12 protein-coding genes and 1 pseudogene are annotated in these 13,294 nt (G+C 64.0%); 9 read left to right on the top strand and 4 right to left on the bottom strand.

Features of this window, described 5'->3' with window-relative positions; translation table 11 throughout:
• Window positions 1–174 precede the first annotated feature (174 nt).
• From ypfJ to ACN6NG_RS03130, 3 genes and pseudogenes are all read left to right on the top strand, one after another.
• Window positions 175–1,074 carry a KPN_02809 family neutral zinc metallopeptidase gene (gene ypfJ, locus ACN6NG_RS03140; RefSeq protein WP_086975285.1) on the top strand — a complete coding sequence of 300 codons (900 nt, stop codon included), beginning with the start codon at window positions 175–177 and terminating at the stop codon, window positions 1,072–1,074.
• A gap of 319 nt (window positions 1,075–1,393) precedes the next feature.
• A pseudogene (locus tag ACN6NG_RS03135) lies at window positions 1,394–2,458 on the top strand (methyl-accepting chemotaxis protein); the annotation flags it as partial.
• Window positions 2,450–3,313: a methyl-accepting chemotaxis protein gene (locus ACN6NG_RS03130; RefSeq protein ID WP_374045948.1), complete on the top strand. Its 864-nt coding sequence runs from the start codon at window positions 2,450–2,452 to the stop codon at window positions 3,311–3,313. The pseudogene ACN6NG_RS03135 and the gene ACN6NG_RS03130, both read left to right, overlap by 9 nt.
• 135 nt (window positions 3,314–3,448) lie before the next feature.
• Here ACN6NG_RS03130 and ggt read toward each other — a convergent pair whose 3' ends face one another.
• The 3 genes from ggt to mdaB all read right to left on the bottom strand — a co-directional run bounded on the left by ggt (window position 3,449) and on the right by mdaB (window position 6,751).
• A complete protein-coding gene (ggt, locus tag ACN6NG_RS03125) occupies window positions 3,449–5,116 on the bottom strand; it encodes a gamma-glutamyltransferase (protein ID WP_063422451.1) in 1,668 nt (555 codons plus the stop codon).
• Between the two features lie 117 nt (window positions 5,117–5,233).
• The gene (locus ACN6NG_RS03120) at window positions 5,234–6,130 is read right to left on the bottom strand and encodes a LysR family transcriptional regulator (protein ID WP_016497915.1); all 897 of its coding nucleotides are present in this window, start codon (window positions 6,128–6,130) and stop codon (window positions 5,234–5,236) included.
• Window positions 6,131–6,160: 30 nt separating this feature from the next.
• Window positions 6,161–6,751 (bottom strand): NADPH:quinone oxidoreductase MdaB, encoded by a 591-nt coding sequence (mdaB, locus tag ACN6NG_RS03115; protein ID WP_474312916.1) that lies wholly within the window; start codon window positions 6,749–6,751, stop codon window positions 6,161–6,163.
• 163 nt (window positions 6,752–6,914) lie between these two features.
• On the opposite strand from mdaB, the gene ACN6NG_RS03110 reads away from it, so the two are divergent.
• The gene (locus ACN6NG_RS03110) at window positions 6,915–7,229 is read left to right on the top strand and encodes a putative quinol monooxygenase (RefSeq protein WP_016497913.1); all 315 of its coding nucleotides are present in this window, start codon (window positions 6,915–6,917) and stop codon (window positions 7,227–7,229) included.
• Here ACN6NG_RS03110 and ACN6NG_RS03105 read toward each other — a convergent pair.
• Window positions 7,219–7,983 (bottom strand): sulfite exporter TauE/SafE family protein, encoded by a 765-nt coding sequence (locus ACN6NG_RS03105; RefSeq protein WP_474312914.1) that lies wholly within the window; start codon window positions 7,981–7,983, stop codon window positions 7,219–7,221. The genes ACN6NG_RS03110 and ACN6NG_RS03105 overlap by 11 nt on opposite strands.
• Before the next feature lie 77 nt (window positions 7,984–8,060).
• Between ACN6NG_RS03105 and ACN6NG_RS03100 the strand changes: the two genes are divergently transcribed.
• From ACN6NG_RS03100 to ACN6NG_RS03080, 5 genes are all read left to right on the top strand, one after another.
• Window positions 8,061–8,942, top strand: coding sequence for a LysR substrate-binding domain-containing protein (locus ACN6NG_RS03100; RefSeq protein WP_474312912.1), 882 nt, complete (start codon window positions 8,061–8,063; stop codon window positions 8,940–8,942).
• Between the two features lie 83 nt (window positions 8,943–9,025).
• A complete protein-coding gene (locus ACN6NG_RS03095; protein WP_016497910.1) occupies window positions 9,026–9,631 on the top strand; it encodes a CDP-alcohol phosphatidyltransferase family protein in 606 nt (201 codons plus the stop codon).
• Between the two features lie 31 nt (window positions 9,632–9,662).
• Window positions 9,663–11,417, top strand: a complete 1,755-nt coding sequence (locus ACN6NG_RS03090; protein WP_016497909.1) for a bifunctional alpha/beta hydrolase/class I SAM-dependent methyltransferase — start codon at window positions 9,663–9,665, stop codon at window positions 11,415–11,417.
• On the top strand, window positions 11,418–12,866 hold the full coding sequence (locus tag ACN6NG_RS03085) for a phosphatase PAP2/dual specificity phosphatase family protein (protein ID WP_474312910.1): 1,449 nt from the start codon (window positions 11,418–11,420) through the stop codon (window positions 12,864–12,866).
• Window positions 12,863–13,294 carry a hypothetical protein gene (locus ACN6NG_RS03080; RefSeq protein ID WP_132842603.1) on the top strand — a complete coding sequence of 144 codons (432 nt, stop codon included), beginning with the start codon at window positions 12,863–12,865 and terminating at the stop codon, window positions 13,292–13,294. The genes ACN6NG_RS03085 and ACN6NG_RS03080 overlap by 4 nt, the downstream gene beginning before the upstream one ends.

Below are 13,294 nucleotides of genomic sequence, written 5' to 3'. Positions count from 1 at the left end.
GAACGCCTGGGCGTGGCAGGCGGACTTACAGTTTCCGGCAGGTCGCGCGCGATGAATATTGAAATCGACCACCTTATACATAACCAAATGGTTATGGGTTAACACTTTGGCCTGACGCCTGCCGCCGTCGTGGACTAGTCTTTGTCTTCTTGTTTCACGCTCCGGAGAGCATTCATGGAATGGCGAAAAGGCCGACGCAGCGACAACGTGGTCGATGCCCGAGGCGAAGGTGGCAGTGGCGGCGGCGGTGGCATGCGTTTCGGCGGCGGCAAAGGGCTGGGGCTCGGCGCGATTCTGCTGATCGTTGGCATCGGCTGGCTCACCGGGCAGGACCCGTTGCAGATTCTTGGCCAGCTCACCGGCCAGATGGAACAGCAGCAACAGCAAACGGCACCCAGTGGCACAGGCGCCAAGGCGCCACCGGCCAACGACCAGCAGGCGGAGTTCGTTGCCTCGGTGCTGGGCGATACCGAGGACACCTGGAAAGCGCTGTTTGCCGAAGCCGGCAAGCAATACCGCGACCCCAAGCTGGTGCTGTTCAGTGGCCAGGTCAATTCGGCCTGTGGCTTTGCTTCGGCGGCGGTGGGGCCGTTCTACTGCCCGGCTGACCAACGGGTGTACCTGGACATGTCGTTCTTCCGCGAAATGGAAACCCGCTTCGCTGCGGCGGGCGACTTCGCCCAGGCCTACGTGATCGCCCACGAAATCGGCCACCACGTACAGACCCTGCTGGGTGTTTCGGCCAAGGTCGATGCCGCACGCCGCAACGGCCAGCGCATGGAGGGCGACAACGGCCTGTTGGTGCGCCAGGAACTTCAGGCCGACTGCCTGGCCGGCGTGTGGGCCTACCAGGCGCAAAAGCGCCTGAACTGGCTGGAACCGGGTGACGTCGAGGAAGCGCTGAACGCCGCCAACGCCATTGGCGATGACCGCCTGCAGCAACAAGGCCGCGGGCGCGTGGTGCCGGACTCGTTCACCCATGGCACCTCGGCACAGCGGGTGCGCTGGTTCAAGGCCGGGTTTGCCCAAGGTGAGGTGAACAGCTGCGATACCTTCAGCGCACGCAGCCTTTAACATCTGCCGCATGCAGGTGCGGTCTTTGTAGGAGAGCAGCCTTGTGCTGCGAAGAGGCCATTGCAGCCGAAGACAATCTTTAGCCTTACCGGCCTCTTCGCAGCACAAGGCTGCTCCTACAAGGTGATGCGGCAGCCTGAGTGATGGTGCAAGACCGTTGCTGTTCACAATTAAAAACCCATCTTTGTCTTTTGCTGAAAAAGCGTTTCAGCTTCCCTGATCATTGCCGATAACCCCTGCACGAATCAGCGGGCAGCCAGAACAACAACGCCTTGCGATCGAAGATCAAGAGAGCGAAAACTACTTCTGGAGAGCGTGCATGAACAGCTGGTTCGCTAACATCAGCGTCAACCTCAAACTTGGACTGGGCTTCGGCCTGGTGCTGATCCTCACCGGCCTGCTGGCCCTGACCGGCTGGACCAGCCTGGGCAGCCTGATCGACCGCAGCAACTGGATGGGTGACATCGGCCAGCTCAACAAAGACCTGACCGACCTGCGTATCGCGCGCCTGCAGTACATGATCGCCAACGGCGACGATGCTGCCGCCGCCAACACCCAGACCAAGTTGGATGCCTTCAGCAAGCAGCAGGCCTACCTGGCCAGCACCTTCAAAAGCCCGGACAACGTCAAGCTGCTGAATGAGCTGGGCGCAACCATCAGCGCCTATAAAGTGTCGCTGAACAAGATGCGCCAGGGCTACGACGCCACCCGCGCTGCGCGCGTTGCCATGGACGGTTCGGCCACCCGCGCCGACCAGGCCATGGACGCCCTCAGCCAGGAAGTCATGGCGCGCCCAGAGGCCGACAGCGTACGCCTGGCCCAGTACCAGCTGATCAGCAAGGCCCGCCAGCAACTATTGCAGGTGCGCATCGACGTACGCGGCTACATTGCCGACAACAGTGCTGCCAACGAGCAGGCCGCCCTGCGCCAGCTGGATGCAGCGCTAGCCGATATCGACAACCTCAAGCGCCGGCTGCCCACCCAAGACGCCCGCCTGCAACAGTTCGAAAGCTCGGTACTGGCCTACCGTGATGCCGTGCGCCAGTTCCGCGACGCGGTCGCCAACATCACCACCTCACGCGCCGAAATGACCGTGCAGGGCGCCGATATCGTCAAGCGCAGCGATGCGCTGTACCAGATCCAGCTGGAACGCCGCGACATCGAAAGCACCCAGGCCCGCACCCTGCAGGCCATCGCTACCCTGCTGGCACTGCTGGTCGGCGTACTGGCAGCGGTAATGATCACCCGCCAGATCACCGGCCCACTGCGTGAAACCCTGGCAGCGGTAGAAAAGATCGCCAGCGGCGACCTCACCCAGCATGCGCGCATCACCCGCCGCGACGAACTGGGCGTGCTGCAGCAAGGCATCGCGCGCATGGGCACCACGCTGCGCGAGCTGATCAGCGGCATCCGCGATGGCGTCACCCAGATTGCCAGCGCCGCCGAAGAGCTGTCGGCAGTGACCGAACAGACCAGTGCTGGCGCCAACAGCCAGAAGGTCGAGACCGACCAGGTGGCCACCGCCATGCACGAAATGGCCGCCACCGTTCAGGAAGTGGCGCGCAATGCCGAGCAGGCCTCGCATGCCGCCACCGGTGCCGACGACGAAGCCCGCGCCGGCGACCGCGTGGTAGGCGAGGCGATTGGCCAGATCGAGCGCCTGGCCGAGGACATGCACCGCTCCACCGAAGCCATGAACCTGCTGCAGCAGGAAAGCCAGAAGATCGGTAGCGTGATGGACGTGATCAAGTCGGTGGCCGAACAGACCAACCTGCTGGCGCTCAATGCGGCGATCGAGGCGGCGCGTGCCGGCGAGGCCGGTCGTGGTTTTGCCGTGGTCGCCGACGAAGTGCGTGGCCTGGCCCAGCGCACGCAGAAGTCCACCGAAGAAATCGAAGCGCTGATTGCCAGCCTGCAGGATGGTACCCAGCAAGTAGCGAACGCCATGCAGGGCAGCCGTACCTTGACCGACAGCAGCGTCGAGCTGGCACGCAAGGCCGGGGCCTCGCTGGAGAACATCACCAGCACGGTGTCGAGCATCCAGTCGATGAACCAGCAGATTGCTGCGGCGGCGGAGCAACAGAGTGCAGTGGCGGAAGAGATCAGCCGCAGCATCCTGAATGTGCGTGATGTGTCCGAGCAGACGGCGGCGGCCAGTGACGAGACGGCGTCGGCCAGCGTTGAGCTGGCGCGGTTGGGTGGGCAGTTGCAGACGCTGGTCAGCCAGTTCCGCGTCTGACCTGGGTAACCCGGGGCCGCTTTGCGGCCCTATCGCCGGCAAGCCAGGCTCCCACAGGGACCGCACAGGCCTCGTGGGCATCGGCGTCCCTGTGGGAGCTGGCTTGCCGGCGATAGGGCCGGTACAGGTGTCCGCTTACTTGACGATCATCCCCACCCCACGCCCCCGCGGATCGGAAGCGGTCTCAAGCTTCGCCCCATCCACCCGGATTGCCTGGATATCGCCCATCTCCCAGCCCTGGTCCTCCAACACATAGCCCATCTTCTTCAGCTCATCCGCCACCGGCCCGGTCAGAGGTGCATAGCTGTCAAAGTAGATGGTGTCCTTGGGTAACAACTGATGGTGCACGCGCTGCGCCGCCACCGCCTTGTCCAGCGGCATACCGTAGTCGTACAGGTTGTTCATGACCTGGAAGATCGAGGTGAAGATCCGCGAACCGCCCGGGGTACCGATGACCAGCTCGACCTTGCCATCACGGGTCATAAGGCTGGGGCTCATCGAGGACAGCATGCGCTTGCCCGGCTCGATTGCGTTGGCATCGCCACCGACTACGCCAAAGGCATTGGCAGCGCCTGGCTTGGCGCTGAAGTCGTCCATTTCGTCGTTGAGCAGGAAGCCTGCGCCCTTCACCACCACACCACTGCCGTAATCGAGGTTGAGGGTGTAGGTGTTGCTGACCGCGTTGCCCTGCTTGTCGACGATCGAGAAATGCGTGGTCTGGTGCGGCTCAAGGCCCGGCTTGACCTTGTCGGTGTCGGAAATGGCTTTCGGGTTGACCTGCGCGGCGCGCTTGGCCAGGTAGTCCTTGGCCACCAGTTGGTCCACCGGCACCTTGGTAAATGCCGGGTCGCCCAGGTAGTCGGCACGGTCGGCGAATACGCGCTTCTCGATTTCGGCCAGCAGGTGGATGTACTGCGCCGAGTTGTGCGCCACCCCCTTGAAGTCCACCGCGCGGTCTTCCTTGATGCCCAGCAACTGGGCCAGGGCGACGCCGCCAGAGCTTGGCGGTGGTGCGGTGTAGACCACGTTACCACGCCAGCTCACCGCCATCGGCTCACGCCATACGGCTTTGTAATCCTTCAAGTCATCCTTGGTGATCAGGCCCTTGTCAGCCTGCATCTGCGCCACCAGCAGGTCGGCAGTCTTGCCCTGGTAGAACTCGCTCACGCCCTTGTCGGCGATGCGTTCCAGGGTCTGGGCCATTTCTGGCTGCTTGAACAGCTCGCCGACCTTCATGTTGCCGAAGTAGTCATTGAAGTTGGTCGCAGTCTTGAACATGCCCTGGGCATCGTTGCGGTACTGGTACTGCTTTTCCGCCACTTTGAAGCCGTTTTTCGCATAGCCGATGGCCGGGGTCAGCAGCTCGCTCCAGGGCAGCTTGCCGAACTTCTGGTGCGCCTCCCACAGGCCCATCACCGTGCCAGGCACACCCGCGGCGCGTACCCCGACCAGGCTGAGGTTTTCGATGACCTCGCCCTTGTCGTCCAGGTACATGTTGCGCGTGGCAGCCTTCGGCGCGACCTCGCGGTAGTCCAGGAAGTAGGGCTTGCCGTCGACGAACAGGGTCATGAACCCACCACCGCCGATGTTACCGGCCTCCGGGTAGGTCACGGCCAGGGTGAAGGCGGTTGCCACGGCGGCGTCTACCGCGTTGCCACCCTTTTTCAGAATATCAGCGGCTACCTGTGCACCATATTGATCGGGCGCAGCCACTGCGCCGCCCTCCAGCGTGGCGGCATAAACCGAGGAACAGCTCAGGATCGCGGCTGCGAGAGCCAGGTACTGGAACGGGACGATACGCATGACACTTCCTTGGTGTTGTTTTTGTTGAGCAGTCAGTAAGGCCGAAGCGTTTCGACTGTGCAATCAACCATAGGAAATTTCGCCGCCTGTGGACAGGATCTGTCGCGTTCAGGCAACTCAGCAGGCGTACATCGCCAGCTTGCGCTGGATGAAATCGAGGAAGCACTGGATACGCAGCGCCAGCTGGGTATTGCGGTAGTACACCGCGTGGATCGGCTGGCGGTAGCCATTGTTGGCCGCGGCCAGCACCACTTGCAGGCGCCCGGCGCGGATGTCCTCATGGGTCATGAAGTGCGACAGGCTGACGATGCCCTCGCCGGCCAGTGCCAGCTGTCGCAGGGTCTCGCCGCTGGAGGCGATCAGTGCCGGGCGGATGCTGAAGCGGTCACCCTGGGCATGGCGCAGCGGCCAATGGTTGAGCGATTCGGGCTGGCTGAAGCCGAGCAGGCAGTGGTTGGCCAGGTCCTCGACCCGCTGCGGCGTGCCGTGCTGCGCCAGGTAGGCCGGGCTGGCCAGTACCTGCACCGGGCTGCAACCCAGGTTGCGCGCGTGCAGGCTGGAATCGGCCAGTTCGCCGATGCGGATCGCCACATCGGTGCTTTGCTCCAGCAAGTCGATGATCAGGTCATCGGTGTTCAGTTCCAGCTCGATGCCCGGGTACTCGCGACGGAACTCACCGATCCACGGCAGGATGGCATGCAGCATGAACGGCGCAGCGGCGTTGATGCGAAGGCGCCCGGTGGGCGTCTGGTGGTTCATCGACAGGCGCTCTTCCATCTCGTCCATCTGCTCCAGGATCAGCCGTGAGCGCTCAAGGAAGTAGCGGCCCTCTTCGGTGAGGTCCATGCGCCGGGTGGTACGGTTGACAAGAGTGGTACCCAGCTTGCCCTCCAGGCGCGACAAGGTGCGGCTGACGGCGGACGGGGTCTGCCCCATCTGCTCGGCAGCGGCAGAAATCGAGCCGCAGTCGATGACGGCGACGAATACCTGGAGTTCTTCGGATCGGGTTTTCACATTCGCGCCTGTGATGGGTACCTGCCTGGATTAGATCGCCTTGCCGAACACCTTGTCCAGATGTGCTTCGTAGGCCGCCAATGCCGCCGGCACATCCGGGCGCTTCATCACATCCACCGCCAGGTAAGTCGGCAGTCCGGTCATGCCAAGGAACTGGTTGGCCTTGTGGAACGGGAAGTACACGGCATCCACACCCTTGCCTTCGAAGAAATCACTCGGGTCATCGAACGCCTGCTGCGGCGCATTCCAGGTCAGCGACAGCATGTACTGCTTGCCGTGCAACAGGCCACCGCTGCCGTATTTCTGGGTGTGGTCCGAACGGGTACGGCCATCGTTGGCGTAAAGGCTGCCATGGCCAGCGGTAAAGACTTCGTCGATGTACTTTTTCACGGTCCAGGGTGCGCCCATCCACCAGCCCGGCATCTGGTAGACGATCACATCGGCCCAGAGAAACTTCTCTACCTCGGCCTGCACGTCGTAGCCGCCGTCGATAAAGGTTTGCTGCACATCGAAGCCCGCGCGGTCCAGGTGAGCGATGGCCGCTTCATGCAAGGTCGTGTTGAGGCGGCCTTCGGAGTGAGCGAACTGTTTACCACCATTGAGCAGAAGGATCTTTTTCATGCTGGCCTCCCGGGCCGAGTCAAAATTTGATGCCGGCAGGTTAGAGGCTCGCGGAGGCGGGATACAGCGGTGACTAGGCAAAATACAATTGACCGGAAGTCACGAATGAGCAAAGTATTATTGCCGTAGAATCGACTCACCCCCCATCACCGAGTAGCGCCCCATGAGTGAGCAGTTCGCCTTTATCCTCAAAGCCAAGACCCGCCCGGAAATGGCTGATGCGTTCGAAACCCTGTTCCGCCCCTTCGTCGAGCCCAGCCGCCAGGAGCCGGGCTGCATCGAGTACCACATGCTGCGCGACCAGCAGGACCCGAGCCTGTTCGTGTTCTTTGAAGTGTGGGCCGACCAGGCCGCGCTGGACGTGCACTCGGCCTTGCCGCACATGAAGGCGTTTTTTGAAAAGCGCATGGACTACCTGGAGCGCGATTTCGATATCCAGCGGGTCGACATGCTCAGCGCATCAAGCGCTAGCCGTTGATCAGCAAGTGGCCGCCTAGCGCGGCCAGGCCGATGAAGAAGCAACGCTTGAACATCAGCGCGCTGATGCGCTGACGCAACCACTGCCCGGCCAGCATGCCGAGCAAGGCGGGCGCCAACATCAGCAGCGAAGCCCCCAACGCCTGGCCACCGAGGGCATCCTGCCCGGCCAGGCCAACGGCCAGCGCCAGGGTCGACACCGTGAACGACAGGCCCAGGGCCTGGATCATCTGTTCACGGCTCAGGCCCAGGCTTTGCAGGTAGGGCACAGCAGGTATCACGAAAACCCCGGTTGCCGCCGTGACCACCCCCGTCAACAGCCCGCAGACCGGCCCAAGCCAACGCTCGTGCGCCGGCGCCAGGTGCAAGCCCGGGCCGACCAGCCCGTACAACGCGTACACCAGCAAAGCCGCACCCAGCGCGTGGATGGCCCATGGGCCACTGTCGATCCCCAGCCAGGCACTGCCCAGCAAGGTGCCAATGAAGATCAGCGCCAGCATCGGCCCCAGCCGCATCAGCAACGCCCGCAGGTGCCCGCCGCTGGCCAGTTGCCAAAGGTTGGTGAGGGTCGACGGCACAATCAGCAGCGCAGCTGCCTGCGCCGGCGGCATAGCCAGCCCCAGCAGGCCCATGGCGATGGTCGGCAGGCCCAGGCCGATCACCCCTTTGGCCGCGCCGGCCAGCAGGAAGGTGAGTACAACCAGTAGCGAAAGGGCTGGGCCAATGTCCTGGTAGAAAGCTAGCAAAGTAGTCATGGGCTGATGATGGCGGTTTCCGGCCAGCGGGAAAATCTGCCATATACTCAGCCAGACTCTTGTAAAGACAGAGCCACATGCATTTCGACCTGATCGACCTGAAGCTGTTCCAGCACACCCTGGAGTGCGGCAACATCACTGCCGGCGCCAGCCGCAGCCACCTGTCGCTGCCGGCAGCCAGCGCACGCATCCGCGCGATGGAGGCATCGCTGGGTATCCCGTTGCTGCAGCGCAACCGCCGTGGCGTGCAGCCGACACCGGCGGGTCAGGCACTGCTGCAGCATGCACGCCTGATAGCGCAGCAGGTCGAGCGCCTGCAGTTTGATCTGGGCCAGTACGCACAAGGGCAGCAGGGCCAGGTACGCCTGCTGTGCAACACAGCAGCACTCACGGAGTACCTGCCAGAACTGCTGGCCAGCTACCTGGCTGCACATCCCGGGGTCAGCGTAGATGTGCAGGAGCTGCCGAGCCTGCGCATCGTGCAGGCGATTACCCAGGGCATGGCGGACCTTGGCATCGTTTCGACCGCAGCGCCCAACGACCACCTGCAAACCCGGCCGTTTCGCGACGACCCGCTGGTACTGGTGACGCCCTTGGGCCACCCGCTGGCCAGCGCGGTCGCGCCCAGTTTCATCGACAGCCTGGTGCATGGCCATGTCGGGCTGGGTGCCAGTAGCGCGTTGGCGTTGTACCTGGAAGAACAGGCCCTGCGTGAGGGGCGCCGTATGCGTGTGCGGGTGCGGGCCGAGGGTTTCGATGGGGTAATCCGCATGGTTGCAGGCGGGGCCGGGGTCGGGGTGGTACCGCTGGCAGCCGTGAAGCGCTGGCAAGGCGTGCTGCCGTTGCACTGGGTGGCGCTGGTTGAGGCGTGGGCCAACCGCAAGTTGCTGGTGTGCGCGCGGGACTTTGCGGCGTTGCCGGGCTATGCCGCAGCATTGGTGACCACCCTCACCCGTTGAAGCGTCAGTTCCTGCACAGTGGGTGCATTTTTTCGGCCGGTCGCACACAATCCCCTCATCGCACTACGAAAAAGGATTTTCCAGTGGCATCGATCTACCAGCTCAAACCGCGCTTCCAGGCCCTGCTGCGCCCAGCAGTCCAGCGCCTTTACGACCGCGGTGTCACCGCCAACCAGGTTACCGTCGCCGCCGCCGTGGTGTCGGTCCTGCTGGGCCTGCTGCTGGCCGCCCTGCCCCACGTCACCTGGCTGTTCATCCTGATACCGGTGTGGATGCTGCTGCGCATGGCACTGAACGCCGTCGACGGCATGTTGGCCAGGGAGTTCGGCCAGCAATCTACCCTCGGCGCCTACCTCAACGAACTCTGCGACGTGATCGCCGACGCCGCCCTGTACCTGCCCTTCGCCCTGCTGGCCGGGGTTTCTCCGGTGCTGGTGGTGCTGGTGGTGCTGTGTGCCACCTTCAGCGAATACGCCGGCGTCATGGGCCCGCTGGCTGGCGCCTCGCGGCGTTACGACGGCCCCATGGGCAAAAGCGACCGGGCCTTTGCCTTCGGCGTGCTGGGCACCGGGGTCGCCTTTGGCCTGCTGAACGGCAGCTGGATCAATGGCCTGCTGCTGGTCATCCTCGCGCTCTCGCTCTATACCCTCTACAACCGGGTTCGCCAGGGGCTGGCCGAAACCCGCTGAGCCCAAAGCCGCCGCAAAAAGGACGTTGATAATGCGCCAAGCGCAAGCGCTGCACTTCTCCACCCATGACGGTGTCGAGTTGCACTACCGTCATTGGCCTGCCACCCGCAACGAGCACCAGCCACGCCGGGCCGTGGTGATGTTCCACCGCGGCCATGAACACGGCGGGCGCATGGCCCACCTGGCCGATGAACTGGACATGCCGGGCTATGACTTCTTCGCCTGGGATGCCCGCGGCCATGGCCAGTCGCCAGGCGCACGCGGCGACAGCCCGGGGTTTGCCACCAGCGTGCGCGACGTGCAGACCTTCATCGAACATATCCAGGCCCATCACGGCATCGCCGAGCACGACCTGGTGGTGCTGGCGCAAAGCGTCGGCGCGGTGCTGATTGCCACCTGGGCCCACGACTACGCGCCCAAGGTGCGCTGCCTGGTGCTGGCCTCGCCAGCGTTCAAGGTCAAGCTGTACGTGCCATTCGCCCGCCCTGGCCTGAAGCTGCTCAAGGCCTTGCGCGGCAACTTCTTCGTCAACAGCTACGTCAAGCCACGCCTGCTCACACACGACCCCGAGCGTGTCATGTCGTACGTGGCCGACCCGCTGATCAGCCGGCCGATTTCGGTGACCATGCTGCTGGGCCTGTACGAAGCCGCTGACCGCGTGGTGGCGGATGCCCAGGCCATTCAGGTACCCACCCAGTTGCTGGTATCCGGGGCCGACTTCGTGGTCGAGCGCCAGCCGCAGGAGCGCTTTTTCGAACGCCTTGGCAGCACGCGCAAGGAAATGCACATCCTGCCGGGCTTCTTCCACGACACCCTTGGTGAGCGTGACCGGGCCCACGCCCTGAAGCGCATCGAACGGTTCGTAGAGCACTGCTTCGCCAGCCCCGCCGCCCTGCCGTCACTGCTTGATGCCGACAAGACCGGCGCCAGTTGCGCCGAAGCCGAAAGCCTGGCCGCTCCGTTGCCGCGCCACTCGCCGCGTGACCTTTACTGGCGCGCCACCCGCGCCGGGCTTAGCCTGGGCAAGGGGTTGTCTGCGGGGGTGAAACTGGGCTTCGACACCGGCTTCGATTCGGGCAGCACGCTCGACTACGTGTACCGCAACCAACCAACCGGCAAGGGCAAGCTGGGCCGCCTGGTCGACCAGAACTACCTCGACGCCATCGGCTGGCGTGGCATTCGCCAGCGCAAGCTGCACGTCGAGGAACTGCTGCGCCTGGCCATCGCCCGGCTGCGCGAACAACAGCGGCCCGTGCACATTGTCGATATCGCCGCCGGCCATGGTCGCTACATCCTCGAAGCACTGCAAGACCTTGAGCAGTTGCCGGACTCGATCCTGCTGCGCGACTACAGCGAGCTTAACGTGCAGCAAGGCAGCGCGCTGATCACCGAGAAGGGCCTGGCCGACATCGCCCGCTTCGTCCAGGGCGATGCCTTCGACCGCCAGAGCCTGGCCACGCTGGAGCAACCGCCGACCCTGGCGGTGGTCTCGGGGCTCTACGAACTGTTCCCCAGCAACCAGCTGGTGGGCAACTCGCTGGCCGGCCTGGCCGATGCCGTGGAAGATGGCGGTTATCTGGTCTACACCGGCCAGCCGTGGCACCCGCAACTGGAGATGATCGCCCGCGCCCTTACCAGCCACCGGGGTGGCGAGGCCTGGGTGATGCGACGCCGCAGCCAGGCCGAAATGGACCAGTTGGTAGAGGCGGCCGGTTTCCGCAAGCTGGCCCAGCGCATCGATGAATGGGGGATTTTCAGCGTCAGCCTGGCACAGCGGGTGCGCTGAATGAACCCATCACGCGAGCCAGGGCTGATCCGCCGGGGCGTGTTCTGGCTTCTGCTGCTGGGGCCGTTGTTTTTCCTCAGCTATGGGCTGGCGAACAACCATACTGCCGGGCGCAGTGATGTCGGCAGCCTGGTGTTCGGCTGGGAGCGCAGCATGCCGCTGTGGCCCTGGACGATCATCCCGTACTGGTCGATCGACTTGCTCTACGGGCTGTCCTTTCTGCTGCCGCGCACACGCCAGGAAATGGACCGGCACGCGCTGGCACTGCTCAGCGCACAGGTGAGCAGTGTCACCTGCTTCCTGCTGTGGCCGCTGCGGTTCACCTTCGAACGGCCAGAGCTGGGTGGGCTGTTCGGCTGGCTGTTCGATGTACTGATGGGCTTCGACAAACCGTTCAACCAGGCGCCATCGCTGCACATCGCGCTGCTGGTGATCATCTGGACGATGTTTGCCCGGCATGTGCAGCGCCAGCCCTGGCGATGGCTGATGCATGGCTGGATGGCGTTGATCGGGGTGTCGGTACTGACCACCTGGCAGCATCATTTCATCGATGTACCCACGGGTGCATTGGCGGGGTTTGCCTGCGTCTGGCTGTGGCCGCATCAGGGGCGACTGCCCTGGCAACAGGCGCGCCTAGCACAGGATGCCAAGCGCTGGCGGGTGGCGTTTTATTATGCCGTCGGCGCTGTTTTGTGCGCTGTGCCTGCCGTTGTGTCGGGCGGCGCCTGGTTGTGGATGGCCTGGCCGGCCGTGTCGCTGGCACTGGTTGCGCTGAACTATGGTGTGTTGGGTGCACGCGGGTTTCAGAAAGGCGCCGATGGGCGCTTGTCGAATGCGGCCAGCTGGCTGCTGGCACCGTATTTGGTCGGAGCGTGGGTCAATTCGCGGCTCTGGACCCGGCACCACCCACAGGCCGATGAAGTGTGCGATGGCGTGTATCTAGGGAGGATCCCAGGGCACCGCACACCATTCGCTGCGATTGTGGATTTGTGCGCCGAGCTGCCATGCGCAGTCAGTCGCCCTGCTGCGGACATTTGTGGGAGCGGCCTTGTGTCGCGAAAGGGCTGCGCAGCAGCCCCGGCAATGTCTGCTGCGAAGCTGAACGGGGGCCGCTTCGCGCCCCTTTCGCGGCACAAGGCCGCTCCCACAAATGTCGCGCAAGCCTTTGAGTATCAGTGTTTCCCTACACTGGATCTGATAGCGCCGGACGTTGCCCTGTTACAACAGGCCGCCAACGCCATCGAACGCCTGCGCGCCCAAGGCCCCTTGCTGGTCTGCTGTGCCCTGGGCTATTCGCGCAGCGCCAGCGCCGTGGCCGCCTGGCTGCTGCTCTCCGGCCGCTGCAGCAACGCCCAGCAGGCCGAAGCACTGATCCGCAAAGCCCGCCCCGGCATCGTCCTGCACCCCGCACACCAGCGGGCCCTGCAACAGCTTGGAGCACAGCCATGAACCTGCGTGTGGTGGCTAGCCTGCTGGGCCGCGGCAAACAGCTGGAACGCTTGTCCGACGGGCTCACCCTGCTGGCCCTGGCCTACGGCCTTGCACCTTTGTTGGGTGCCCCACTTCAACCGCTGGCCAGCCTGCTGTGCGGCGTGCTGCTGGTGCTTGGCGTGATGCACAAGTACTGGGCCATCCGCGTGGCCATAGATGCCGACCTGTTCACCCACCTCGCCAGCAGCAACCACCTGGCAGCGGACACCCAGGCCCTGGACCGCGCCCTGTTCGAGCTGAAACTGAAACCGCAGGCCACGGACGCCCGCGCCTGGCCTGAACGCAGCCAAGCCGCGTTGAACCTGTTGCGCCGCCAGGCAGTGTGCCTGGGCCTGCAGCTGTCGCTGGCCTTGGCTACCCTGCTGACACTGCCTTTGAAGGGATGA

It is taken from the genome of Pseudomonas sp. TSO6 (genome assembly GCF_056098905.1).
The sequence above is the reverse complement of the archived record's forward strand: the minus strand, read 5'-3'. Positions and strand labels throughout refer to the sequence as shown.

Excerpts from the sequence above, each read along its gene's own strand:
- ACN6NG_RS03110 (WP_016497913.1), top strand. The coding sequence starts at position 6,915 with ATGAGTGAGCAGTTCGCCTTTATCCTCAAAGCCAAGACCCGCCCGGAA.
- ypfJ (WP_086975285.1), top strand. The coding sequence starts at position 175 with ATGGAATGGCGAAAAGGCCGACGCAGCGACAACGTGGTCGATGCCCGA.
- mdaB (WP_474312916.1), bottom strand. The coding sequence starts at position 6,751 with ATGAAAAAGATCCTTCTGCTCAATGGTGGTAAACAGTTCGCTCACTCC.
- ACN6NG_RS03105 (WP_474312914.1), bottom strand. The coding sequence starts at position 7,983 with ATGACTACTTTGCTAGCTTTCTACCAGGACATTGGCCCAGCCCTTTCG.
- ACN6NG_RS03130 (WP_374045948.1), top strand. The coding sequence starts at position 2,450 with ATGGGCACCACGCTGCGCGAGCTGATCAGCGGCATCCGCGATGGCGTC.
- ggt (WP_063422451.1), bottom strand. The coding sequence starts at position 5,116 with ATGCGTATCGTCCCGTTCCAGTACCTGGCTCTCGCAGCCGCGATCCTG.
- ACN6NG_RS03080 (WP_132842603.1), top strand. The coding sequence starts at position 12,863 with ATGAACCTGCGTGTGGTGGCTAGCCTGCTGGGCCGCGGCAAACAGCTG.
- ACN6NG_RS03090 (WP_016497909.1), top strand. The coding sequence starts at position 9,663 with ATGCGCCAAGCGCAAGCGCTGCACTTCTCCACCCATGACGGTGTCGAG.
- ACN6NG_RS03100 (WP_474312912.1), top strand. The coding sequence starts at position 8,061 with ATGCATTTCGACCTGATCGACCTGAAGCTGTTCCAGCACACCCTGGAG.
- ACN6NG_RS03085 (WP_474312910.1), top strand. The coding sequence starts at position 11,418 with ATGAACCCATCACGCGAGCCAGGGCTGATCCGCCGGGGCGTGTTCTGG.